Source organism: Flavobacteriales bacterium (assembly GCA_026129465.1).
Classification (GTDB): domain Bacteria; phylum Bacteroidota; class Bacteroidia; order Flavobacteriales_F; family PHOS-HE28; genus PHOS-HE28.
In genome coordinates this window covers 2,976,131-3,001,163 of the sequence record JAHCIA010000001.1, presented here as the reverse complement: position 1 = coordinate 3,001,163, position 25,033 = coordinate 2,976,131, and the positions used below count along the sequence as shown (strand labels likewise).

The window sequence follows — 25,033 nt, the reverse complement described above, 5'->3', positions numbered from 1 at the left end:
CCCCTCGTATCAACCCGCCGGACGATGGACCGCGCCTTCGCGGAACCAGGCCGGCACATGAACGACCGGACCATGACCCGAATTCTTCTCCGCATCCTCACCGTCCTTATCGGCTTCGTGTTCGGCATCGGCCTCACCTGGGGCCAGGCCGAGCGCATCATCGCATCACCCGTGGACCGCTCCTCGCTCACCACCCAGGAGCGTACCGCGCTGGATGAGGCCCTGCACGGGGCGGACCTCTTCACCCTGGATGTGGCGGGCATCGCGCAGCATGTCCACCTGGCGCATGGTGTCACAACGTTGACGCTCGAACTCGGCCAGGCCTGGCAATGGACCTTCACGCTGGAACCGAACGAACTCCGGGCTCCGGACTATGTCGCCACCGTGGCGGGCGAAGGCCCACTGCCGTGGAGCGCCACATCCACCTACCGCGGCGAGATCCTCGGGGATGAGGGCGGACAGGTGCGTTTCTCCATCCGGCCGGACGCCTTGCTGGGCCGCATTGTGGCGGATGGCGAAGAGCGTTTCATCGAACCGCTGCACCATTTCACCAGGGGCGCACCGGACGGCCGCATCGTGGTCTACACCATGGACGACGTGAAAGGCGCGGAGAACGCCACCTGCGGCGTGACGCACATGCAGGACCTGGTCCGTGACATGCCCCTGGAGGATGACAGCGACGCCAAGGGTGGCCAGACCTGCAAGCTGGCCAACATCGCCCTGGCGGCTGACGGTTCCATGGTGAACTGGATGGGCAGCGTGGCCCAGGTGGAGACCCGCGTGCTCGATATCCTCAACTGGGTGGACGCCAAATACCAGGAGCCTTCCATCAACATCCGCTACCAGCTGGTGGCGCTTTTCATTTCACCGAACACCGCCAGCGATCCCTGGACCACCTCGCAGGACGCCATCACGCTGCTCACCTCCTTCCGCAACTGGGGCAATGGTGGCGGCTTCGGGCCGGGCATCTCCTACGGGGTGGCCACGTTGTGGACGCGGCGCGACATCCAGAGCAACGGCAGCAGCGGCACCATCGGCCTCGCCTGGGTGGGCGTGGTGTGCACCAACAACCGCTACAACCTCTGCGAGCACTACACCACCGGCATGGCAGGCCCCAGCGTGGTGCAGGCCCACGAGCTGGGCCACAACTGGAACGCCCAGCACACCACCGCGCCGGGCCAGTGGATCATGGCGCCCACAGCCAGCGTGAACAACGTCAACTGGGACCAGGTCACCATCGGCTCCATAGTGCAGCACAAGAACACGCGCACCTGCCTGGGCCCCTCCTGCCTGCTGATCCCCGAAGTGGCCTTCTCCGCCAGCACCACCATCACCTGCGACGGCACGGTGGCCTTCACCGACCAGAGCACGCAGTCGCCGAGTTCCTGGCTGTGGAACTTCGGTGATGGAAGCACCTCCACGCAGCAGAACCCCGTGCATACCTACTCCGCCAGCGGCACCTATGATGTGACCCTCACCGTGACCAACCCGAGCGGGCAGGCCACCACCACGCAGGCCGCGCTGGTGAATGTGCAACTGTTGCAGGCGCCGGTGGCCGATGACAACGGCATCTGCGGTCCCGGCACCGTGCCGCTCTTCGCCTCGGCCTCGCACACCGTGAAATGGTACGACCAGCCCACGGGCGGCACCCTGCTCCACACCGGTGCGCTCTATTCTCCCTTCCTCACGGAGACCACCACCTTCCACGCGGAGAACAGCAGCCTGCAAGCCCCGGTCTTCGGTGGCGCCTTCAGCAACAACATCGGCACGGGCGGCTACTTCAGCACCAACGACAACTGGGGCCTGGTCTTCGATGTCACCGCTCCGGTGAAGCTCATGTCGGTGAAGGTCTACGCCAACAGCACCGGCAGCCGTACCGTGCAGCTGTTGAACAATGCGGGCAACGTGGTGGCCACGCGCGTGGTGCCCGTTCCCAACGGCGAGAGCCGCATCACGCTGGACATCGACATACCGCCTGGCCAGCAATACCTGCTGAAGCTCACCGGCACCGCGCTGAACCTGTACCGGAACAATGCTGGCGCGCAATTCCCCTACCAGGTGGGCAATACCATCACCATCACCGAGACCAACGCCGTGGTGCAGAACGCCTTCAACTACTGGTACTACTTCTACGACTGGGAGGTGCAGGAGCCGGGCTGCGTCAGCACGCGCACGGCCGTCACGGCCAGCACCGAACTCTGCGTGGGCATCGGCGAGCAATTGGCCGGAGGCCTCTTCACCGTGCATCCGAACCCCTCCTCGGGCGAGTTCTTTCTGGAGTGGCCGGCGAACGCCACGAACCCACCCACGCATCTGCTGGTGTTCGATGCGCTGGGCCGCCGCGTGGATGAAGCGCACGTAGCGGGCAGGAGCGGCGCACAGTTGCGCATCGGCGGTGCGGCGGGACTTTACCTGCTGCGCGTGTTCGGCGCGGATGGCGCCCTGTTGCACGACCGCAAACTGGTGGTGCGCTGAGCGGCGATCACAACGCGCGCTTCTTCTTGAAGAAGGCTTTGAGCAGGTCGGCGCATTCGGCTTCGAGAATGCCGCCCACCACCTGGGTCTTGGGGTGCAGCAAGCGTGCGCCGATGCGGCGGTAGCCGGCCTTCTCGTCGAAGGCGCCGAAGACGATGCGGCCCATCTGAGCCCAGTGCAACGCGCCGGCGCACATCACGCAGGGTTCCAGCGTCACGTAGAGCGTGCAGTCCTTCAGGTATTTGCCGCCCAGGTCGCTGGCGGCGCTGGTGATGGCCTGCATCTCGGCGTGCGCGGTCACATCGTTGAGGCGCTCGGTGAGGTTGTGCGCGCGGGCGATGATGCGGTCGCCGCAGACGATCACCGCGCCCACGGGCACCTCGTCGCCCTTGAAGGCCTGCTCGGCCTCGCGCAGGGCCTGCCGCATGAAGTGTTCGTCGCCCGGTGGTGCGATCATTCCAGCATCACCTTGTGCCGCGCGGGCCTGCCACCCGAAGGCGCGATCGTTTCCACCAGGTAGGTTCCGCGTGCCAGCTGCGCCACCGCGATGCGCTGCACACCACCGGTGAGCCGCAGGTCAAGCACCACGCGGCCCATCGCATCGAACATGCGCAGCCGGGCACCCGCCGTGGCACCGTCCACGAAGAGCTCCCCGCGTGCCGGCGAAGGCCACACGGAGATCGTCGGCGCTGGCAGCTCAGGGATGCCCACGAGCTGGCCCGGGACACAATCCTGGTGGTGCGCGCCATGGGCCGCGGTATCCACCACGATGTTCGCATCACCAGGCACGCCCACCGTCCACGCGAAGTAGAAGAGCATCATCTCGTCGGTGGTGCTTTCACCCAGCCACACCCACTGTGGTGGGTTGTTCGGATTGTTGGGATTGTTGGTGGTGTTGTCATAGGTGGCATGGCCATGCAGCACGGTGCCACTGGGCAGGTATACCGGCTGGCGGAACTGGTACATGTCCTGCCAGCGGAAATCCCAATCGGGGATGTCGATCAACGGGATGGTGTCGCCACCGGGCGGTATCGCGTAGGCCCACATGCGCTTGCCCAGCAGGTGGCTGTGCGGTCCGATGGCGGTGACCGTCGCCGGGAAGGTGGTGGTGTACTGCGCGTGGAAGGTCTTCACCTGGTTGGGCGGTATCACCAGCGGCCCGTTGGTGATTGTGATCAGGTGGTCCAGCACGGGATCGATGCTGATCGGGCGGGTGAGCGGGCTGGTGGTGAGCTTCAGGTTGACGCGTGTGGAATCGAGTTGCGGCGTGCTGTTGGCCGGGTAGTGTACCTGGATCACGATGTCCGCGTCGGCGAAGAGCCGGATGCCGAAGCCCGGCGGGGTCTCAAAGGGCAGTGCGCCGGGCACCCAGATGCCGATGAGCTTGGCGCTTTGCACGCCGATGCCGCCGAAACTGGTGTAGCCCGGCCCCATCTCATTCTGGTCCAGGATGCGCGCCTGGCCGCTGGTGTCCTGGAACACCAGCACGTGGTGCACCATTTCGCCGTTGCCGGGCACCACTTCCAGTGCGGTGATGAAGCGGTCCGTCGGATTGTCGATGTCCAGCACGAAGCAGCGGTAGTTGTCGCTGCTGGAGGAAGGGATCATGTAGTCCTCCATGATGGCGGTAAGGTCCGGCTGGGGTATGAGCCAGGCCCCCGGCGTGGGCGGTGGTAGCAGCGCGTTGGCGGGATCGCCCTCGGGCCCACCGGCGTCGGCCCATGCGGCGATCAGGTCGACCTCCTCCTGGGTCAACAACCGCTCATGGGCGAGTGACCGGTAATTCGGATCCGGCGGCCAGGGCGGCATGTAGCCTGTGGAGGTCGCGAACTTGATCTCATCGCGCATCCAATGCGCCATCTGATAGTCGGCCAGACTGAAATGCCCGGGGCCGCCGTCGTAGTGGCAGGGCGCGCAATGCGAGAACACGATGCAGGAGATGTCCTCGTGCCAGGTGGGGCTTTGGGCCTGCGCCGTGGCGATGCCCATGGCGGCGAGCACGATGGTCGCGGTGTGCTTCATGCTTCCTTCAGATCTTCCTTCCTGGTGGATCGCTTCGTTGCGGGCGTCTCGTCCGCCAGCAGCCCCACGACCCCGGGCTTGATGTCCTTGATGTTGAGTTGCACCGTCACCCGGCCGTTCCACTCGTTCTCTTCGATGCAGTAGAGCACGCTGAAGGGTTCGCCGCTGCGCACCAGGTCCAGGTGGGCGCCCTGCTTGAAGGCGATGGCGTCGATCATGCGTTGCGGGTCGGCGGGATCGCGCAGGGTCATCTTCAGGTGCGTGTCGCCCACCAGCCGCGCGTTGCCGGTGTCCACCACGCCGCGTGTGAGGAACACCGGCCGCATGTGACCGGGTCCATAAGGCGCCAGGTGCCGCAGCACGCGCACCAGCGGATCGGTGATGTCGGCCAGGCGGATCTCCAGGTCGGCCTCCTCTTCGGGCACGCGTTGCTCGTCGGCGATGGTGGCGCGCACCACCTCCTCGAAGCGTTCGCGGAAGCGCTGCACGTTCTCCAGCGGCATGGTGAGGCCCGCCGCGTACATGTGGCCGCCGAACTGGTCCAGCAGGTCGGCGCAGGCGTCGATGGCCTCGTACACGTCGAAGCCTTTCACGCTGCGCGCGCTGCCCACGGCCTTGCCGTTGCTTTCGGTGAGCACCACCGTGGGGCGGTAGTGCCGCTCGATCAGCCGCGAGGCCACGATGCCGATCACGCCCTTGTGCCAGTCCTCGCTGTACACCACCGTGCTCCAGCTGTCGCGCAGCACCGCATCGGTCTCGAAGTGTTCCAGCGCCTGCCGCGTGATGTCCTTGTCCAACTCCTGCCGCTGGCTGTTGTTGCCGTCCACGCGCAGGCCCATCTGCTCGGCCTGGGCCATGTCGCGCGCCAGCAGCAATTCCACCGCCTGTTTCCCATGCTCGATGCGCCCGGCGGCGTTGATCCGCGGCCCGATGGCGAAGACCAGATCGGTCACCGTCAATCGCTTCTTCACGTTGGCCATGCCCATCATGGCACGGAAGCCCGGGCGCGCTTCCGTGTTGAGGCGCTGCAGGCCCAGATGCGCCAGCACGCGGTTCTCGCCCGTCACCGGCACCAGGTCGCAGGCGATGCTCACCGCCACCAGGTCCAGCAGCGGCTCCAGCTCGGCGAAGGAGATGTCGTTCCGTTGCGCCAGGGCCTGCATCAGTTTGAAGCCGACGCCGCAGCCGCTGAGCTCATCGTAGGGATAGGAGCAGTCCGCGCGTTTGGGGTCCAGCACGGCCACCGCATCGGGCAGCGTGTCGCCGGGTCGGTGGTGGTCGCAGATGATGAAGCCGATGCCGCGCTCCTTCGCGTAGGCCACCTTGTCGATGGCCTTGATACCGCAATCCAACGCGATGATCAATGACACGCCCTCGCGTTGCGCGTGGTCGATGCCCGCGAAGGAGATGCCGTAGCCCTCGGTGTAGCGGTCGGGGATGTAGAAGGTGATGCGGCCGGTGAAGCGCGAGAGGAAGCTGTACACCAGCGCCACCGCCGTGGTGCCGTCCACATCGTAGTCGCCGTAGACCATGATCTTCTCCTGATCGCCCAGCGCCTGTTCGATGCGCTCCACCGCTTCGCGCATGCCGGCCATGAGGAAGGGATCGTGCAGTTGCTCCACGCCGGGACGGAAGAAGAGGCGGGCCGCCTCTGGGCTGTGGATGCCGCGCTGCACCAGGATCCGTGCGGCGGGCGCCGGGCAGCGCTCATGCGTGAGGCCGCGCGCCACCGCTTCATCGGCGGGAGGCTTCAGGCGCCAGCGTTTCAGGGGCGGGGCGGACATGGCATCGAAGATAGTCCGAAGGGCCGGCCTTGCTGCGGAAAGGATGCGTGCGAGCGGCACACGCTGCCGAAAAGATCTGGGATCGGCCTGCGATGCCATTACATTCGTTCCACTCCGGTACACACTCCCATGACCACAACCACCAAATATGGTAGCCATGGAAAAGAGCGTTCGTACCGAAGCATTGTGCCGCCGCCAGGGCGGTGCGCGTCCTGAACGTTGGGCCGGCCTGGTGCTCGCCGTGCTGGTGACGGCTGTGCAAGCTTAGACGTCCTCCTACGTGTCACCCAACGGCCACCTCACCAGCCTGCCCGATCGCGAAGCCCCCGCGATGTGGGATGGCGTGATCGCGCCCAGCGGCTATGCCACGCGGCCCGCGATCGGGTTGACCGCCGGCGCCAAGATCAGCGATGCGTACACCGCACTGCTCTTCGTGAACAAACCACCCAGCGACCCCATCTATGGCATCACCACCAATGGTGCACGGCCCGAGCTCACCATCACCGACGCCTACCTGCTGAACAACCAGCATGATGTGGTGCTGGCGCCCCTATCACTGGCCGCCCCCATTCCACTGCTCGGCGCCACGATCCGAGACAGCCGCTTCCTCACCACCCGGGCCTTGAACAACCCCGTACTGAAGCCCAAGCACCATATCTATTTGGCCGGGGTGCGCAACCTGCCCATCGCCGGCTGCACCTTCGCCAATACCAGTGGCCTGGATTCTGGTTCGCCCACCCTCTGGGGGCGAGGGATCACCGCCTCCAGCAGCACACCCTGGATCCTGGCCTCTGAGCAACGGCGCAGCACTTTCATGAACTTGCATATGGGGACAACCATCGCCACCACGATCACCAGCGGTGCGGCCATGGTGGACGAGGCGGACTTTATTGGCTGCGCGGCCGGCGCGTACATCCGTGCGAGCGACCATGCCACCATCACACGCAACACCTTCCAGGTGCCGGATGTGGATGTGTCCTTCACCGGTGTGGCGGCCGCCTACGGTGCTTACATGCACGGCTCCTCGGGCTTCATCTTCGAGGAGAACAGCTTCACAGGCCCCGGCAATGGCGCCGAAGAGCCCACTGTGGGCGCGGTCTTCAACGCCATAGGCCCGGAAAGCAACGTGTACTACAACAACACCTTCAATGCCTTCACCAACGCTGGCGGGCAAAGCGCAGGCACCATCATCATGGGCAATAATGATGGGCCCAACCCCGGCGATGGCCTCGTGATCAAATGCAACGACTACAGCCTCATCAGCCCCAACGATTTCGACGTGGCTTTCACAGGACCCAATGTGAAGATCGGTGATGCGCAGGGAGGAAATGAAGATCAAACCGATCCAGCCGGTAACACCTTCGCGCCCAATTGCTCCGGCTCACAGCACTTCCACAACAATGAGGAGGACATGGCGGAGTTCAAGTACTTCCACCATGATCCGCTCAGCACCAGCTTGCAGGTCGTGCCCGAGTGTGCCTCGGACCCGATAGAAGTGAGTGGAATGGATAGCTGGTATGAAGAAACCGAACATGCCTTTGTGAAGTCGACTGTGTGCCCCTTCCTCCAGGGGTTGTTGTTCAGCATGGGCGGACAAATGGCTATCGCAGCCAGCGCCGAGGCCAGCCAGTCCATGTCAGAGAGTCTTGAAGAGGGGGGACAACAATACCAGCTGAAAGCTCAAGCCATGCACCGCCTTACGGCCTTGGCCTTGCGGGATAGTGTGGCCGAAGGATTGGATAGCGCCCTGCACGCGCACAAGACGTATCCGTTGTATACCTCCGCCCAAAGCGTCTTGGGGTTGTACATAACCAAAGGCGAATTGGACAGTGCCCGTTTGGTAGTGGACGCCGCGTTGGAGGAAGACCCGGAGGCGGTCTACTGGCTTGTGCAGCACCTGTACCTGAGTGAGGTGGAGCAGGATGCCGACCCCTATGCGGCCACCCACCTCATGGACACACTGGAAACCCTGGCCAACACTGGAGAGCATGGCCACGCGCATGCACTGGCCTGGCTGGGAGGAATGGGACAGCATGTACCGGAGGTGATCATCCTGCCAGCGATCACCAAACGGCTGCACGCCCCGGAGGAAATGGAGTCCGTGTTGCCCCGGATGCTGGTGTTCCCGAATCCGAGTGATGGCACCATCAACGTGACTGTGCATGTGCCCGAAGGCACTGAACAGGCCAGCCTGAAGGTGCTTGATCTGGTGGGGCGCGTAATGATCGAGCGGCGCATCAGTGCGGGCACCCTCACGGAGGAACTGTATCTGCCGCTGAGCACGGGCTTCTACATGGCGGCATTGTATCTCAACGGCGTTCCTGCCGTAAGCACCAAGTTCCGGATCCTGCGATAGATGGACTTGCGCCGATTATAGTGGTGTACCGCTGGCCTGCTGCCTGCTGTTGCAGGTGGCGGGCCAGACGGTCACTTTCAATGAGCGGTTCGACACCTTCGGTCAACTTCTTTCGCAAGGTGGGTGGTCGGTGGAGTTGGCGCCGGACGGCGAGTATCTGGCCGTCCACACCACCCGTCTTTTTGAGGATCCATGGCTGTATTTCTTGACCGCAGTGATCCGGCTTTCACCATCCGGCGAGTTCCTCTCAGTGGGGCACAGTCCCTTGGCTGTGCATAGCACCTATGCAGGCTGGGCGAACAGCTCTGATATGACCACGGATGGCAGGGTGGTGGTAGGTGGAAGCACTTACCACCCAGGGGATATCCAGCGCCCGGCGATGATCTTCTTTAACCCGACCAGTGAACTGGACACCTTGATAGAGTTCGATTTCGATACAGCTGCATGGATCGGCCGCCAGGCCAAACAAACACCCGACGGTGGTTTTGTGCTTTGTGGTGAGACGAATAGTCCGGGGTCTTTGGACGGCTTCCTCCTGAAGACCGATGCGAACGGCACCCTGGAATGGGTGCGCACCTACGGCTACCCCGGCCTACGGGACTTTATCATTACAGTGGACCTGGCCCCGGATGGCGGTTACTACTTGGGGGGCAAGCGCGAACCCGTTTTCAATGTCTTCGACCCATGGGTGCTGCGTGTAGATGCGCAAGGTGAGTTGCTTTGGGACGACACCTATGGATCACCCTTCAACGACGGCCCCAACGCCCACCTGACCACCCTGGCCGATGGTCTGCCGGTGTTCGCGGGGGGCGTGAAGACCAGCACACTGAACCGAACGCTGCCCTGTATGAAAAAACTGGATGCGGATGGTGCTGTGCTCTGGGATCGCTATTATGGCGAAGCGATCTTCAACAGCACCTTCTTCACGGTCAAGGAGATCGAACCGGGCGGGGATCTGATCGCGGCCGGGCAGCATTACCTCTCCAACCTCCAGGTGGAATCCTACCAGAGCGGCATGCTGTTGCGCACCACCAACATGGGCGACAGCCTGTGGATGCGTTTCTACCAGTACCAGGATGATCAGATGCCACAGGGCCGGGGCTTTTTCCGCGATGTGCTGCCCACGCCGGACGGCGGCTTTGTGGCCGTGGGCACCGCCCTGCCCAACGGGGTGCATGACCAGGATCTTTGGGTGGTGAAGGTGGACGGGTACGGCTGCCTGGAGCCTGGCTGCCACCTCATCACCGGCATGGAGGTGCAGATCACCAACCTGGGCGGCGCGCTGCGCGTGTGGCCCAACCCCGTGCCGCGCGGCATGCCCCTGCAAGTGGAGGTGCGCTTGCCAGAGGGTTTCACCCCGCAGGGCGCCTTGCGCATTACGGTAACCGATGGGGCAGGGCGGTTGGTGCATGATGAACGCTTGACACAAGGCGGTCATCGCGAACTGCGAGGCACGAAGCAGGAAGCGATCTTGACCGCCTTGCCCCCCTCGCTCTCCCCGGGCCTCTACCACATCCACCTGCACGACAACACCCGCTGGATCGCAGGGGCCAAGCTGGTGGTGGAGTAAGGCCACCCCGCTGCCCACCGCGCCCTGTGGATGCGCGGCCCGCATAGCCCCGCGACCTGTCATTCCTCGCCGGGATCTTTGCCGCCACCCATGCGCGTCTGCCTCCCGCTTCTGCTGGCCCTGCTTCCCCTGACCGCCACGGCGCAGGTGGTGAACATCGAGAACAAGCGTTTCGAGGACGACACCTCGCGCTGGGCCGCGCACGCCAGCCTGCGCTTCAACGTGGTGGAGAACACCCAGCGCAGCACCGAGCTGGGCGCCAACGGCGGGCTGCAGTTCATCCACGGCATCCACCGCGCGTTCGTCATCACGGACTTCAACCTGAACAAGGTGGAGGACAACGCCTTCACCAACACGGGTTTCCAGCACCTGCGCTACCAGCGCGCCTGGCGTGGGCCGGTACACTGGGAGGCCTACACCCAGCTGCAGTACAACAAGCCGCTGCGGATCGACGTGCGCTGGGTGACGGGCGCCGGGCCGCGCATCGTGGTGCGCAACACCGATGCGATGCGGCTGGCGCTGGGCAGCTCCCTGATGTTCGAGCACGAGGTGGACCGCGTGAATGAGCTTCGCTACAACGACCTGCGGCTGAGCCATTACCTCTCCACCTCGTTCAAGCTGGAACCGCACACGCAGTTCACGGCCATCCTCTACTACCAGCCCCTGATCGGCGACATCAGCGACCACCGCGTGGCGCTGGAGGCCCAACTGCGCTTCCGCGTCACCCGCCGCTGGGCCTTCGACACGCGTCTGAACCTGCAACAGGACACCAAGATGGCCCCCGGCGTGCCCGGGCTGAACTACCGCTGGACGAACGCCTTCACCTTCCTGTGGTGAGGCGGGGACCTGAAGTAACAAAGCCCCGTACTTCCGTACGAGGCCTCGCTACCTGTGTGCTTCCGCCTTCAGCAGGGCGCACGCATGCCGCTAACGATATCCGTTGATGTACGCATTGGCGATGATCTCACTCTCGCGGACCAGTCCATGCACGATCTCCCGGATGACCTCGTTGAGCTGCTGGTCCGTGTACCGGGACAGGTCGTTGTACACGTGCGTTTTGCGCTTGCTGCTTTTGATGAAGGCTATTTTGTCCTTCTTGGTCATGGTGGCCTTCTACGGCGGCCCGGCGAAAAGGATCCCCCGGGGGCAGGCGATACGCTGGAAAGCCTTGCTTGCGTAGGGCAGGAAAACAGCGGCGGGCCTTCTTCCGAAAGCCCGCCGCCCCCTTTCACCAAAACCCGGGCTCTCGCCCAAAGCGGCCCCCACCCCTGGGGACCGCCGGATATGTTCAGGCCATCGCCGTGGGCGGGGCCGTGCGCAGGTCGTGCAGCGCGCGCAGGGTGCGCATGTAGCGTTCCACATCACCCTTCATCAACAGGCGGCGCGCGCGGCGCTTCAGCCTCTGGTAGATCTCGATCGGATGGTTCATGGCTTTCTGGATCTGGTCTCTGCATCGCACTCCTTTCCAACCCTGTGCCAAAACGCCCCGGACCTTGCCCAACGCATGGGGGATGTGGGCAGCGGTCGATCGGGACGGACCAGCGGCGGCCGGATCGGGGCAACGGCATGGCAGCATCTGACGGGCCCGCCGTTTACCTTCGGACCCATGCGATCGGGGTCCTATCTGGTGGGCGTGGCCGGCGGCAGCGGCTCGGGGAAGACCACCCTGGTGCGCGCCCTGCGCGATCGGTTGCCACCCGGCAGTGTCTGCCTGATGAGCCAGGACGATTACTACCTGCCCCGCGAAGCCCAGGCCCGCGACACCAATGGCCAGGTGAACTTCGACCTGCCCACGGCCGTTGACCTCGATGCCCTCGCCGCGGATCTGCGTACGCTGCTCGCCGGCCTTCCCGTGCGGCGAACGGAATACACCTTCAACAACGCGGGGCGGGAAGCCGGTGTGGTGGAGATGCTGCCCGCGCCGGTGGTGCTGGTGGAGGGACTCTTCCTGCTGCACCACGCCCCCGTGCGCGACCTGCTCGATCTACGCGTGTTCATCGAGGCGAGTGAGCGTTCCCAGCTGGACCGCCGGCTGCGGCGCGATGCCGAAGAACGCGGCTACGGGGAGCGCGAGGTGATGTACCAATGGGAGCACCATGTGCTGCCCGCCTATCGGGAATACCTGCTGCCCTACCGCCACCTCTGCGACCTGCACGTGGTGAACGAGCAGGGCTTCGAGCGCGCGCTTCGGGTGCTCAGCGACCACCTGCTCAGCGCCATCACCATGCCCGTGCGGCAGGCTCAGGAGCCGTAGAGTCCGTGCTGGCGGATGTAGCTCAGCACGGCCGGGGGCACGCTGCCATCCACGGTGCGCCAAGCCCGGATGCCCGCGCGCACGTCGGTGGAGGAAGCCGGCAGCAGGGGTGCCTCGTTCACCACCTTCACCCCCGGGTGGCCCTGGTAATTCGTGGCGGTCAGGTGCTCGCGCAGCCCCTCGCGCGGGTACACCAGCACACGGTGGTGCTCCAGGATCTTGTCGGGGTCCTTCCAGCGGTGCAGTGTGGCCAGGTTGTCGCTGCCGATGATCAGGTCGAAGACATGGTCCGGCCAGCGTTGGCGCATGAAGCGCAGGGTGTCCGCCGTGTAGTTGGGCTTGGGCAGGTCCAACTCGAAGCCGCTGGCCGATAGACCGGGTTCCCCCATCACGGCCAGCCGCGTCATGGCCAGGCGGTGCGCGTCGGGGGTGAGGGTCCTGTCCTGCTTGAAGGGGTTCTGTGGCGTCACCACCAACCACACCTGGTCCAGCCCGCAGGCGTGCAGCATGTGGCGGGCCAGGTCCACATGCGACTTGTGCGGCGGATCGAAGGTGCCGAAGAGACAGCCGATGCGCATCAGTGCAGGAATCGGCGGACCATCGACTCCGCCTCGCGGCAGGCACGGTCCAATTGGTCGTTCACGATCACCGCGTCGAAACGGTCGGCGAAGGTCAATTCGTGCATGGCCTTGTCGATGCGGACCCGCAGGGAATCCTCATTCTCCGTACCGCGCTCGCGCAAGCGCTTCTCCAGGTCCGCTGGGGAAGGCGGGCTGACGAAGACGGCCAGCGCGCGCGTCTGGTAGACCTCCTTCAGGTCCAGCCCGCCGATGACGTCGATGTCGAAGATGGCGTGATGGCCTTCGGACCAGATCCTCTCCAATTCGCTGCGAAGCGTGCCGTAGAAGCGGCCGGGGTAGACCTCCTCCCATTCCACGAATTCGCCTGCGACGATACGCGCCCTGAAGTCCTGCTCGCTGATGAACCAGTAGTCGCGGCCGTCCACCTCATTGTCGCGCTTGGGACGCGTGGTGGCGCTCACGCTGAAGGCCAGGCCCAGGTCCTGATCCAACAGATGCCGCACGATGGAAGTCTTGCCAGCGCCCGAAGGAGCCGAAAAGATCAGGAGCTTGCCGCGCGCTTCCATGGCCGGTGGTCGCTCAAAGGACATTGAGCACCTGCTCCTTCACTTTCTCCAACTCGTCCTTCATGCGCACCACCAAACGCTGGATGACCGCATCGTTGGCCTTGCTGCCCAGGGTGTTGATCTCGCGGCCCATCTCCTGGGTGATGAAGTTGAGCTTGCGCCCTTGGTTGGATCCCGAGGCCATGGTCTCCAGGAAGTAGTCGCAGTGTGTGCGCAGCCGCATCTTCTCTTCGGTGATGTCGAGCTTTTCCAGGTAGAAGACCAACTCCTGCTCAAAGCGCTCGGGGTCCACTTCGACCTTCAGTTCGGCGAGTTTGCCCCGCAGACGATCGCGGGTCCGGTCCATGCGGGCGCCATCCAAGCCCTCCACTTCTCCGAGCAGCTCCCCGATGGCGCCCACCCGGCCGGCGAGTTCCTCGCGCAGTTTCGACCCCTCGCTCGCGCGGAACTCGTTGAAGCCCCGCAAGGCCTCACTGACCAGGGCGAGCAGCGCCTCCTTGCCGGCCTCATCGATGCGGTCGGTCGCAGTGGTCAACACATCGGGCAGGCGCAGGATGAGCGAAAGCAGATCACTGCGCTCCCCGGGCGCCACTTCTTCCGCGATGGCCCGCAACTCCTCGTGGTAGGATCGGATCAGTTCGCGATCGAAAGCGGCGCGCCGCTGTTCGGCGGTGCCTTCCTGGGTCACCGTCAGATCGGCCTTGCCGCGCACTACGACATCGGCGGCCAGGGCACGGAGGTCCATCTCCAACTCACGGAACAGGCCGGGGGTCTTCACCGAGAGGTCCAGCTGCCGGCTGTTGAGCGCGCGCGCCTCCACGGTGACCTTGCGGCCGTTCACCACGCCCTCGGCGCGGCCGAATCCTGTCATGGAGCGCAGCATCCCGCTTGAAGTGCGGCAAAGGTATCCGTGCGGAGAGAGTGGCAAGTGGCCGGTTCGCAAGTTGGCGAGTACCGCGATCCACATGAACTTCGGGACACCAAAGAAGCATGTCATGGGAACGTTCAGGGATCTCATTATCCATCAGAAGGCGTTCAGCCTGGCGATGGACATATTCCATTTGACCAAGCAGTTCCCCAAAGAGGAACGCTACGCACTCACGGACCAGATACACCGAAGCAGCAGGGGGGTGTGTACCAACCTTGCCGAGGCATATCGAAAGCGCCGGTATGAAGCGGCATTCATCGCGAAGCTCACGGACGCGGATACCGAGAACACCGAAACGCTGGTCCATCTCGACTTTGCGATGGCATGCGGTTTCATGGAGCATGTGCGGCACAATGAACTGGTGAGGCGCTGCGAAGAGGTCGGCGTGATGCTGAACAGCATGATGGAGAACCCGGCCAAATGGGTACTCAAGCCACGGAAATGATCCATTCCGCCGCGCAACTCTCCTTGCCAACTGGCGAACTGGCCACTTGCCACTTCGTCATCGGGCCATCCGATCCGCTCTGCCCACCAGATGAACGCCGAGGAAGATCGCGGCGGCGCACAGGAGTTGCGGCCAGCCCAGCGTGGCGTCATAGCTGCCGGGAATGCCGAGGCGCTCTGGACCGATGCGCATGAAGAGCCAGGAGAAGACCGCCGCCAGCACGGGCTGCATGTAGATATAGGTGCCCACGACACTCGCGCTCACGTGGCGCAAGGCCCAGGTATTGAGCAGGTAGGCCACGAAGGTGACCACCACCACCACGAAGCCGAGCGCCGACCAGATGGGCAGTGTGAGGGCCGGCCAGTCCACCTCCAGGGCTTCGCGCCAGCCAAAGGGCAGCACGAGGAAGGTGCCCAGCAGGAAGCACCAGCTCATCACGGTGACGGCGGTGTACTTGCGCATGAGCGGCTTCACGATCACCAGGTAGATGCCGTAGGAGGTGGCGTTGATGAGGATGAAGAGATCGCCGAGCACGGTGGGGCCGGCGGTTGCGCCCTTGGGCTTGAGGGCGATGAGGGTGAGCGCGCCCGCCGCCCCGAGCGCCACGCCAAGGGTCTTGGTCCAGGTGATGCGTTCGCGCAGCAGGATGCCGCTGAGCACCAGCACCAGGATGGGCGTGGCCACCATGATGATGCTGGAATTGATGGGCGTGGTGCGCATGAGGCCATGGAAGAACATCAGCTGGTTGAGCGCCACGCCGAACAGCGCGCAGAGGAAGAGGCGGCCCAGGTCAGCCGGCGAAACGCGTTCGGGCAGGAAGGCGCGCATGAGCCAGAAGAGCGCCCCGGCGCCCAGCACGCGCAGCACGATGAAGCCGCCCGGACCCAACACGGCCGGCATCAGGCCCTTGGCCACCACGTAGTTGACGCCGTAGATGAAGTTGACCGTGAACAGCGCGGCGTGCGCGCGGGCGCGGCGGTCCATGGTCGTGGCGATCGCGGGGCGACGGATACCTTTAACCCGATCCGCCCCGCGCGGAGCGGCGAAATTAGATGGAAGGCGCCCCGCCCCACACCCACCAGCAGGACGAGAAGGACATCCGCGGCCGTTTCAAGCTGCGCAAGGTGATGTTGCCGGTGCTTATCGGCATGATCGCCGCCGGCTGGCTGCTGTGGCGCGATCTGAGCAAGGAGCGCTTCGAACTCGTTGGCCAGGGACCCGGCGATTATGTCTGGGTCGGCGATGGCGCCTCGGGCATTCCCGACCTGAACGACGCCGGCCAATTCCAGCGGGTTACCGACGGCAGCGGGCAATACCGCCGCATGACGCAACGCGAGATGCTCGGCCAGGTGCAGTGGACCGCCTACAGCACCTTCTGGATCATCATGGCTTTGATCGCCACGGCCTTCCGCGACCTGGGCTACATCTTCCGCATCCGGGTGCTCAGCGATGGGCACCTCAACTGGCGGCAGAGTTTCAACGTCACCTTCCTCTGGGAATTCGCCTCGGCCCTCACGCCCTCGGTGGTGGGCGGCTCGGGCATCGCCATGTTCATCATCGGCCGCGAGGGCATACCGCTTGGCCGCGCCACGGCCATCGTGCTGGTGACCGCCCTGATGGACGAACTCTTCTACGTCATCATGGTGCCCATCGTCTTCCTGCTGGTGGGCATGGACAACCTGTTCCCTGCGCAATTGGACAACGCCTTCTGGGGCCTGCCCATCAAGACCATCTTCTGGGTCGGGTACGCCTTCATCCTGGGCATGGTGGGGATCATCTTCTATGGTGTCTTCTTCCGGCCGCGCGCCTTCAAGTTCGCCCTGCTACAGGTCTTCCGGTTGCGGCTATTGCGGCGCTGGCGGCCCCTGGTGATCAAGGTGGGCGACGACATCGCCCTCACCAGCGAGGAGCTCAAGGGCAAGCCCAAGCGCTTCTGGGCCCAGGCCTTCGGTGCCACGGTCTTCAGCTGGGCCTCGCGCTTCCTGGTGATCAACTTCATCGCCGCGGCCTTCTTCAGTGTGGGCGACCACCTGCTGCTGTATGCGCGCCAGCTGGTGATGTGGGTGATCCTGCTCATCAGCCCCACGCCCGGTGGCAGCGGTGTCGCCGAAGTGGCCTTCGCGGGCTTCTTCCGTGATCTGCTGCCCACCTTGGGCTTCATCGGCGCCATCGCCATCATCTGGCGCCTGTTCAGCTACTACCTCTACCTGTTCATGGGCGTGATCATCCTGCCGAGGTGGTTGCGGCGCACGAGGAGCAAGGTGTGAGGGGAGCGCTGGGCTACCTTCGCCGCCCCTCCCCTTACCCCCATGAAATTCGCCACCAAAGCCATCCACGCCGGTGTGGAACCCGACCCCGCCACCGGGGCGATCATGACGCCCATCTACCAGACCAGCACCTACGTGCAGGATGGCCCCGGCGGCCACAAGGGCTACGAATACAGCCGCACGCACAACCCCACGCGCACCGCCTTGCAGAACGCCCTGGCGGCGCTGGAGAACGGGAAGCACGGGCTGTGTTTCAGCAGCGGCATGGCCAGCATCGATGCGATCATCAAACTGCTGAAGCCCGGCGACGAGGTGGTGAGCACCAACGACCTCTACGGCGGCACCTACCGGCTCTTCACCAAGATCTTCGAGGGCTTTGGCGTGAAGTTCCATTTCGTGGACATGGGCGACCTGCGCAACGTGGAGGCGGCCATGAACAGCAACACCCGGCTCATCTGGGCCGAGACGCCCACCAACCCCCTGCTGCGCATCATCGACATCGCCGGTCTGGCGGCCATCGCGAAGAAGCACGGCTGCCTGCTGGGCGTGGACAACACCTTCGCCAGCCCCTACCTGCAGAACCCGCTGGACCTGGGTGCCGACCTGGTGATGCACAGCGTGACGAAATACCTCGGCGGCCACAGCGATGTGGTGATGGGCGCGCTGGTGGTGAAGGACGACGGGCTGGCCGAGCGGCTGGCCTTCATCCAGAACAGCAGCGGCGCCACCCCGGGGCCGATGGACTGCTTCCTGGTGCTGCGCGGTCTGAAGACGCTGCACCTGCGCATGCAGCGCCACTGCGAGAATGGGCAGGCCGTGGCGGAATTCCTGGCGCGGCACCCCAAGGTGGACAAGGTCTACTGGCCAGGATTCGCCACGCACCCCAACCACGATGTGGCCAAGCGTCAGATGCGCGGCTTCGGTGGCATGATGAGCTTCACGCTGAAGGGCGATGCCATGGCCGATGCCACCCGGGTGCTGAGCGGCACCAAGCTCTTCGCGCTGGCCGAGAGCCTGGGCGGCGTGGAATCACTGTTGGGCCACCCGGCGAGCATGACGCACGCCAGCATCCCGCGCGAGGAGCGGATCAAGAACGGACTCGCCGACACGCTGATCCGGCTCAGTGTGGGATTGGAGGACGCCGAGGACCTGATCGCCGACCTGGAGCAGGCCCTGGCTTGAAGCCCTTCGCCGCGAAACGCCGATCCTTCAGCCGCCCCTGCGCGTTACCTTGCATCACCCTTGATCCCGAGCTTCCCATGCGTCAATCCATTACCCCGGTAGTTCTGCTGCTCTCCATGGCCACGGCCCTCCATGCCCAAGGCCCGGCCGAAGAAGGCTTCACCTGCAAGGCCAACGAGAACGACGCGCTGACCCGCCGCATCGCCGATGACCCCGCATTTCTGGAGGATGCCCTGCGCGCCCAGGCCGAGTTGGATGCGTGGACCGCCGGTTTCCAGCGCGGGGAGCGGGGACTGTTCATCATCCCCGTGGTGGTGCACATCATCCACAACAACGGCCTGGAGAACATCAGCGACGCGCAGGTGATCGATGGCATCCGCGTGCTGAACGAGGACTTCAACAAACTGAATCCCGAATGGCCCGGTGTGCGGCCCGAATTCCTGGACATCGTGGCGGAGGTGGGCGTGGAGTTCCGCCTGGCCCGGAAGGACCCCCAGGGCAATTGCACCAATGGCATCACCCGCACGGTGAGCACCCAGACCTACCAGGGCGATTTCGAGATGACGCAGCTGATACAATGGCCGCGCAACAAATACATGAACGTGTGGGTGGCGGCCAGCGCGAACGGCGCGGCGGGCTATACCTACTACCCCATGTGGTTGAACAACTGGCCCGAGGCCGACGGCATGGTGTTGCGGCACGACTACCTGGGCAGCATCGGTACGGGCCACCCCAGCCGTTCCCACGTATGGGCGCACGAAGTGGGGCATTGGATCAACCTGATGCATTGCTGGGGCAACAGCAACGAGCCCGGCAGCGAAAGCAATTGTTCCATGGACGATGATGTGGCCGACACCCCGCTGACCAAGGGCTGGACCAGCTGCTGGCTGGCCGCGAACAGCTGCGGGTCGGAGTTGGACAACGTGGAGAACTTCATGGAGTACTCCTACTGCAGCAAGATGTTCACCTTGGGCCAGGCCGAACGCATGGTGGCCTCACTCACCTCCAGCATCGCGCAACGCAACGAATTGTGGCAACCGGAGAACCTGATCGCCACAGGCGTGGAGGAGGAACCGGTCCTGTGCGCCATCGGCTTCACGCGCAGCAAGAGCGAAGTGTGCACCGGCGAGACCGTGCAGTTCACCGACGCCAGTTACCACAATGTGCAGTCACGTTTCTGGGGCTTCCCCGGCGGCACGCCATCCTTCAGCACCGCTGCGAACCCGGCGGTCACCTACCAGAACACCGGCCGCTATTCGGTGTCGCTGATCGTGAGTGATGGCGACATCAACCTGAACACCACCGAACCAGAGGCCATCGCCGTGCTCCCCGCCGTGGGCCGCGCGGTGCCGCATACCGAGAGCTTCGAGGACATCACCACCTTGCCCACCGATGAATGGCTGGTGCGCGACCCGGATGGCGACGGCGGATTCCAAGTGACCTCGGCAGCGGGCTACACCGGTGGCCGCAGTGTGCGGCTCGGCAACGGTCCCGACAAATTCGGCCGCGTGGACCGGCTCGTCTCCAGCACTTACGACCTCAGCGGCGCGCAGCAGATCACCATCACCTACCGCTACGCCTTCGCGCGCAGGAACCCGAACAACGACGATCGACTCCGCGTGTACGTGAGCAGCAATTGCGGCACCACCTGGAGCCTGCGCCAGCAGTTGCGCGGCAGCATGGCGCTGGCCACCGCACCGGACAACAATGGCACCTTCGTGCCCGATGGCCAGGGCCAATGGGGCTACGCGCTGATCGACAACATCAGCTTCCCCTACCACAGCCAGAAGTTCCGCGTGCGCTTCGAATTCGAGAGCCACGGCGGCAACGACCTCTACCTGGACGACATCAACATCAACGGTGTGCACGTGGGCCTGGAGGAGCTGGCGCTGGAAGGCGGCGGCCTGCTGGTGGTGCCCAACCCGGCCGCGGAGCAGGCGCAGGTGCTCTTCCATCTGGAAACGGGCGGCGCCGTGCGTGTGGAGCTCTTCGACGCGCTGGGCCGCACGGCGATGGCGCCCTTGGAGGCCCGTCTGCCGGCCGGGCCGCAACGCATCGATCTGCCCGTGGCCGCGATCGCCACCGGCACCTATGTGCTGCGCGTATCCCGGCCTGAAGGGAATGCCGTCACACGATTCGTCAGGGAGTAGCGGCGCTCGCTCTTGCGGTCCTTTGCCGATCGAATAACTTGGTCCTCGGACCAGATACCTGCTTGACCATGCTTCGTATTTCCTCCCTGGCCTTCGCAGGCCTCATCAGTTTCTCGCTTTCCGCCCAACAGGATGCCGGTGGCTTCCCCTGCGCCACGGGCGATGACGCCCTGCTCGAACAACTCACGGGCGGCGACCCCGAAGCGCTTGCGCGAATCGCGGCCACGCAGGCCGAGTTGGAGGCCTTCACCACCGCCTTCGGCGAGGTGGAGATGGATGGGGAACGGGCCACGCACATCATTCCCGTGGTCTTCCACATCATCCACAACAATGGTTCGGAGAACATCGGCAACGCGCAGATCATCGACGCCATGCGCATCCTGAACGAGGACTACAGCCGCACCAATCCGGACTGGTCCAATGCGCACCCCAGCTTCGTGGGCATCGCCGCCAACGTGGATGTGGAGTTCCGGCTGGCGAAGAAGGACCCCAACGGCAACTGCACCAACGGCATCACCCGCACGGTGAGCAGCCTGACCAACCAGGGCGACAACGCCATGAAGGCCTTGATCCAATGGCCACGCAACCGCTACCTGAACGTGTGGGTGTGCGCTCAGCCCAACGGTTCGTCGAGTGTGCTGGGCTATGCGCTGCTGCCCAGCGCGGCCCAATGGTTCCCCACGCAGGACGGCATCGTCATTCGCCACAACTGCCTGGGCACGGTCGGCACCGGCATCACCAATTTCTCCCGCACCCTGACGCACGAAGTGGGGCACTGGATCAATCTGGAGCACCCCTGGGGGCCCACCAACAACCCGGGCGTGGCCAGCAACTGCAACAGCGACGACGGCGTGGCCGACACGCCCAACACCATCGGCTGGCAGACCTGCAATGTGAATGGCAGCAGCTGCAACTCGCTGGACAACGTGGAGAACTTCATGGAGTATTCCTTCTGCTCCAAGATGTTCACCAACGGCCAGAAGACGCGCATGATCGCCGCGCTGAACAGCACCACCGCGCAGCGCAACCAGCTATCCCAGGCGCAGAATCTCTCCTTCACCGGTGTCACCTCGCCCGATGTGCCCTGCGCCGCGGTCTTCAGCCCCAGCCCGGTGACGATCTGCGCCGGCGGCACGGTCACCTTCAATGACCAGAGCTACCACGGCATCACCCAGCGCAATTGGAGCTTCCCCGGCGGGACCCCCTCCAGCAGCACCCAGGCGAACCCGGTGGTGACCTACAATGCGCCGGGCGTCTATGCGGTATCGCTCACCGTGGGCGACGGCAGCACGCAGGTGAGTTCCACCCTGAATGGACACGTGACGGTGCTGGCGGCTCCGGGTGCGGCGGTGCCCGTGATGGAGGGTTTCGAGCCCTACGCCAACTTCGATGCTTCACCCTGGACCGTGGTGAACCCCAACGGCAACAACACCTGGTCCATCACCAATGCGGCCGCCTTCTCCGGCGACAAGAGCACCCGCATCCTGAACACCGCCGCGATGAACGGCCAGACGGACGACCTCATTTCTGGCACCTACGACATGAGCAGCGCGCAGCAGGTGGTGGTGACCTACCGCTACGCGTACGCGCAGCGCAACAGCGGCAGCGACGACCGCCTGCGCGTTTACGTGAGCAACAACTGCGGCGCCACCTGGAGCATGCGCCAGCAACTGCGCGGCACACAGACCCTGAACACCGTCGGTGCGCCCATGACGGCGAGCTTCGTTCCCAACGGGCAGGGGCAGTGGGGCTATTCCGAAGTGAACAACATCGCGCCCATCTACCACGTGAACAACTTCCGCCTGCGCTTCGAGTTCGAGAGCTACGGCGGCAACAACATCTACCTGGACGACATCAACATCAACGGCCAGCCGGTGGGCGTGGAGGAGATCGCGCTTGGCGGCGGCGGCCTGCTGGTGGTGCCGAACCCCGCAGCGGGCCAGGCACAAGCGGTGATCCATCTGGACAAGGCCGGGCGGACCGAACTGGACCTGATCGACGTGCTGGGCCGCACCATCGCCACGCCGTATCAAGGCCACATGGCCGCTGGCACGCATCGCATGGACCTGCCCATCGGCGGGCTGACGAGCGGCGTCTACTTCCTGCGCCTGCGCACCGGCATGGTGGAAAAGGTGGCGCGCTTCATCGTGGAGTAAGGGGCCGCTTGGATCGCAAGGAGGGCGGGTGAAGGTGGGTCGCGCGTGGCGGAACGGTCCGTCACGATCCGGTATCATTGTCCTCCCTTTCACGCCCGAGATCCCTAGAGTGCCATGATCATGCGTAACCTCCTATCCGCGCTGTTATTTCTGCTGATCACCCTCACCCAGGCACAGGATGCACCCCACTTCCGCTGTCTGGTGGACGACTTCAGCCCTGCGGCACCGGACTACATCCCCTCCGAGGAAGACCTGGCCCGCATGCAGGCGACCGACCAACAATTGGAGGCCTTCACCCAGGCCTTCGCTGCGGAGGGTGAAGACGCGGAGCGCGGTTCTTACGTCATCCCCGTGGTTTTCCACATCATCCACAACTACGGCCCGGAGAACATCACCGACGCGCAGATCCACGACGCGATGCGGATCCTGAACGAGGACTTCAACAAGCAGAATCCGGACTGGCCGACCGTGAAGCCGGAGTTCCTGGGCATCGTGGCCGACGTGGGCGTGGAGTTCCGCCTGGCGAAGAAGGACCCGCAGGGCAATTGCACCAACGGCATCACCCGCACGGTGAGCCATCTGACCAGCCAGGGCAACCAGGCCATGAAGGGTCTGATCCAATGGCCGAGGAACCGCTACCTCAACATCTGGGTCTCGGCCTATGCGAATTCCCCAGGGACCTCGGGCTACACCTACCGGCCTTTCGCGGTGGCCGACTGGGCCGAGGCCGATGGCATCGTGATCCTGCACAATTTCACGGGCAGCATCGGCACCAGCAATGTGGGCAACTCGCGTGTACTCACCCATGAAGTGGGCCACTGGATCAACTTGATGCACACCTGGGGCGATTCCAACGACCCCTTGTTGCCGGGCAACTGCAACGACGACGACCAGGTGGCCGACACCCCCAACACCATCGGATGGGTGAGCTGCAACCTGAACGGAAACACCTGTGGGTCGCTGGACAACGTGGAGAACTACATGGACTATGGGTTCTGCTACAAGATGTTCACCAACGGCCAGAAGACCCGCATGATCGCCGCCTTGAACAGCAGCGTGGCCCAGCGCAACAACCTTTGGCAGGCCGCCAACCTGCAACTCACCGGCGTGTTCGATGCCGAAACGCTCTGCAAAGCGGTGTTCATCAACACCAAGCCGGAGATCTGCCAGGGCAGCACGGTGACCTTCACGGACCAGAGCTATTTCGGGGCCACCGGGCGCAGTTGGCAATTCCCCGGCGGCAGCCCGGCCACCAGTACCTCGGCCACCCAGACGGTGACCTACAACACCCCGGGCAATTACGCCGTGACGCTCACCGCGACCAATGCCAGCGGCAATGTGAGCACCACCGTGCCGCAATTGGTGAAGGTGATGCAGACCACAGGAGCACCCTTCGTGGAAGGTTTCGAGAGCTACGCCACGCTGGACGCATCACCGTGGAGCGTCTTCAACCCGAACGGGGACAACACCTGGTCGATCAATACTGCGGCGGCCCACAGCGGCACCAAGAGCGTGCGCATCCAGAACGCGCCCACGATGAACGGCCGCACGGACGACCTCTTTTCCCAACCCGTCAACATGGCCGGTGCGCAGCAGGTGACCATCTCCTTCCGCTACGCCTACGCGCAGCGCAACAGCTCCAGCAACGACCGTCTGCGTGTGTATGTGAGCAGCAATTGCGGCAACACCTGGACCATGCGCCAGCAACTCACGGGCAACGGCTCGCTCAACACCGCCGGGGCGCCCGTGGGCGGCAATTTCGTGCCCAATGCCGGCCAGTGGGGCTATTCCGTGGTGGACAACATTCCCGCGAATTTCCATGTGGCCAACTTCCGCGTGCGCTTCGAGTTCGAGAGCAACGGTGGCAACAACATCTATCTGGACGACATCAACATCAACAACCAGCCGGTGGGCTTCGATGAGATCGTACTCGGCGGTGGCGGCCTGTTGGTGGTGCCCAATCCGGCAGTGGACCAGGCCCAGGCATGGTTCATCACACGGGCCGCCGGCGAGGCCTCCCTTGAATTGATCGATGTGCTGGGCCGGGTGGTGGCCGTGCCGCATGCCGGAACGCTTCCCGCTGGCGAGCACCGCCTGGAAATCCCCCTGGCCAGCCGCTCCTCGGGCATGTATTTCCTGCGTCTTCGTGCAGGGGGGCAGGAGCAGGTGGCCCGCCTGGTGATCGAGTGACCGTCCTTCGCGTGCCAACACCGGCAGCATTCCACGGCCAGCGCTGACCAGTGATCGTCACAGGATCGTCACACCCGGCTAGATCCACCGTTCGTCGCATGGGAGCG

At 64.3% G+C, this 25,033-nt stretch carries 20 protein-coding genes; 11 read left to right on the top strand and 9 right to left on the bottom strand.

Features of this window, described 5'->3' with window-relative positions; all coding sequences use genetic code 11:
- The first annotated feature begins 57 nt into the window (after nt 1–57).
- A complete protein-coding gene (locus KIT10_12700) occupies nt 58–2,475 on the top strand; it encodes a PKD domain-containing protein (protein MCW5900119.1) in 2,418 nt (805 codons plus the stop codon).
- A gap of 7 nt (nt 2,476–2,482) precedes the next feature.
- Here KIT10_12700 and KIT10_12695 read toward each other — a convergent pair whose 3' ends face one another.
- The 3 genes from KIT10_12695 to recJ are packed head-to-tail and all read right to left on the bottom strand — an operon-like array spanning nt 2,483 to nt 6,281.
- Nucleotides 2,483–2,932, bottom strand: coding sequence for a nucleoside deaminase (locus KIT10_12695; protein ID MCW5900118.1), 450 nt, complete (start codon nt 2,930–2,932; stop codon nt 2,483–2,485).
- Nucleotides 2,929–4,497 carry a hypothetical protein gene (locus KIT10_12690; GenBank protein ID MCW5900117.1) on the bottom strand — a complete coding sequence of 523 codons (1,569 nt, stop codon included), beginning with the start codon at nt 4,495–4,497 and terminating at the stop codon, nt 2,929–2,931. Before KIT10_12690 ends, KIT10_12695 begins: the two co-directional genes overlap by 4 nt.
- A complete protein-coding gene (gene recJ / locus KIT10_12685) occupies nt 4,494–6,281 on the bottom strand; it encodes a single-stranded-DNA-specific exonuclease RecJ (GenBank protein ID MCW5900116.1) in 1,788 nt (595 codons plus the stop codon). Before recJ ends, KIT10_12690 begins: the two co-directional genes overlap by 4 nt.
- Nucleotides 6,282–6,561: 280 nt before the next feature.
- On the opposite strand from recJ, the gene KIT10_12680 reads away from it, so the two are divergent.
- The 3 genes from KIT10_12680 to KIT10_12670 all read left to right on the top strand — a co-directional run bounded on the left by KIT10_12680 (nt 6,562) and on the right by KIT10_12670 (nt 11,044).
- On the top strand, nt 6,562–8,637 hold the full coding sequence (locus KIT10_12680) for a hypothetical protein (GenBank protein MCW5900115.1): 2,076 nt from the start codon (nt 6,562–6,564) through the stop codon (nt 8,635–8,637).
- Between the two features lie 379 nt (nt 8,638–9,016).
- Nucleotides 9,017–10,207, top strand: coding sequence for a hypothetical protein (locus KIT10_12675; GenBank protein MCW5900114.1), 1,191 nt, complete (start codon nt 9,017–9,019; stop codon nt 10,205–10,207).
- Between the two features lie 90 nt (nt 10,208–10,297).
- Nucleotides 10,298–11,044 carry a DUF481 domain-containing protein gene (locus tag KIT10_12670; GenBank protein MCW5900113.1) on the top strand — a complete coding sequence of 249 codons (747 nt, stop codon included), beginning with the start codon at nt 10,298–10,300 and terminating at the stop codon, nt 11,042–11,044.
- A gap of 90 nt (nt 11,045–11,134) precedes the next feature.
- On the opposite strand, the gene KIT10_12665 is transcribed toward KIT10_12670, so the two are convergent.
- Both KIT10_12665 and KIT10_12660 read right to left on the bottom strand, forming a co-directional pair.
- Nucleotides 11,135–11,311 (bottom strand): hypothetical protein, encoded by a 177-nt coding sequence (locus KIT10_12665; GenBank protein ID MCW5900112.1) that lies wholly within the window; start codon nt 11,309–11,311, stop codon nt 11,135–11,137.
- 184 nt (nt 11,312–11,495) lie between these two features.
- Nucleotides 11,496–11,636 (bottom strand): hypothetical protein, encoded by a 141-nt coding sequence (locus KIT10_12660; protein ID MCW5900111.1) that lies wholly within the window; start codon nt 11,634–11,636, stop codon nt 11,496–11,498.
- A 177-nt stretch (nt 11,637–11,813) separates the two neighbouring features.
- Here KIT10_12660 and KIT10_12655 point away from each other — a divergent pair, with 177 nt between their 5' ends.
- On the top strand, nt 11,814–12,461 hold the full coding sequence (locus KIT10_12655; protein MCW5900110.1) for a hypothetical protein: 648 nt from the start codon (nt 11,814–11,816) through the stop codon (nt 12,459–12,461).
- Here the strand turns inward: KIT10_12655 and nadD are convergent.
- From nadD to KIT10_12640, 3 genes are read right to left on the bottom strand one after another with little or no spacing between them, the layout of a single operon-like run.
- Entirely contained in the window at nt 12,449–13,039 is a 591-nt protein-coding gene (gene nadD, locus KIT10_12650) for a nicotinate (nicotinamide) nucleotide adenylyltransferase (GenBank protein ID MCW5900109.1), read from the bottom strand. The two genes, KIT10_12655 and nadD, sit on opposite strands and share 13 nt — an antisense overlap.
- Nucleotides 13,039–13,608 carry a guanylate kinase gene (gmk, locus tag KIT10_12645; protein ID MCW5900108.1) on the bottom strand — a complete coding sequence of 190 codons (570 nt, stop codon included), beginning with the start codon at nt 13,606–13,608 and terminating at the stop codon, nt 13,039–13,041. Before gmk ends, nadD begins: the two co-directional genes overlap by 1 nt.
- Before the next feature lie 13 nt (nt 13,609–13,621).
- Nucleotides 13,622–14,491, bottom strand: coding sequence for a YicC family protein (locus KIT10_12640; protein MCW5900107.1), 870 nt, complete (start codon nt 14,489–14,491; stop codon nt 13,622–13,624).
- A 112-nt stretch (nt 14,492–14,603) separates the two neighbouring features.
- On the opposite strand from KIT10_12640, the gene KIT10_12635 reads away from it, so the two are divergent.
- A complete protein-coding gene (locus tag KIT10_12635) occupies nt 14,604–14,981 on the top strand; it encodes a four helix bundle protein (GenBank protein MCW5900106.1) in 378 nt (125 codons plus the stop codon).
- A gap of 57 nt (nt 14,982–15,038) precedes the next feature.
- Here the strand turns inward: KIT10_12635 and KIT10_12630 are convergent, their stop codons facing one another.
- Entirely contained in the window at nt 15,039–15,965 is a 927-nt protein-coding gene (locus KIT10_12630) for an EamA family transporter (protein ID MCW5900105.1), read from the bottom strand.
- A gap of 68 nt (nt 15,966–16,033) precedes the next feature.
- On the opposite strand from KIT10_12630, the gene KIT10_12625 reads away from it, so the two are divergent.
- The 5 genes from KIT10_12625 to KIT10_12605 all read left to right on the top strand — a co-directional run bounded on the left by KIT10_12625 (nt 16,034) and on the right by KIT10_12605 (nt 24,926).
- Nucleotides 16,034–17,248, top strand: a complete 1,215-nt coding sequence (locus KIT10_12625) for a flippase-like domain-containing protein (GenBank protein MCW5900104.1) — start codon at nt 16,034–16,036, stop codon at nt 17,246–17,248.
- 42 nt (nt 17,249–17,290) lie between these two features.
- On the top strand, nt 17,291–18,430 hold the full coding sequence (locus KIT10_12620; GenBank protein MCW5900103.1) for a cystathionine gamma-synthase: 1,140 nt from the start codon (nt 17,291–17,293) through the stop codon (nt 18,428–18,430).
- A 77-nt stretch (nt 18,431–18,507) separates the two neighbouring features.
- Entirely contained in the window at nt 18,508–20,580 is a 2,073-nt protein-coding gene (locus tag KIT10_12615) for a T9SS type A sorting domain-containing protein (protein MCW5900102.1), read from the top strand.
- 68 nt (nt 20,581–20,648) lie between these two features.
- Nucleotides 20,649–22,736 carry a T9SS type A sorting domain-containing protein gene (locus KIT10_12610; GenBank protein MCW5900101.1) on the top strand — a complete coding sequence of 696 codons (2,088 nt, stop codon included), beginning with the start codon at nt 20,649–20,651 and terminating at the stop codon, nt 22,734–22,736.
- Nucleotides 22,737–22,856: 120 nt separating this feature from the next.
- Nucleotides 22,857–24,926 carry a T9SS type A sorting domain-containing protein gene (locus KIT10_12605; protein ID MCW5900100.1) on the top strand — a complete coding sequence of 690 codons (2,070 nt, stop codon included), beginning with the start codon at nt 22,857–22,859 and terminating at the stop codon, nt 24,924–24,926.
- The last annotated feature ends 107 nt before the right edge of the window (nt 24,927–25,033 follow it).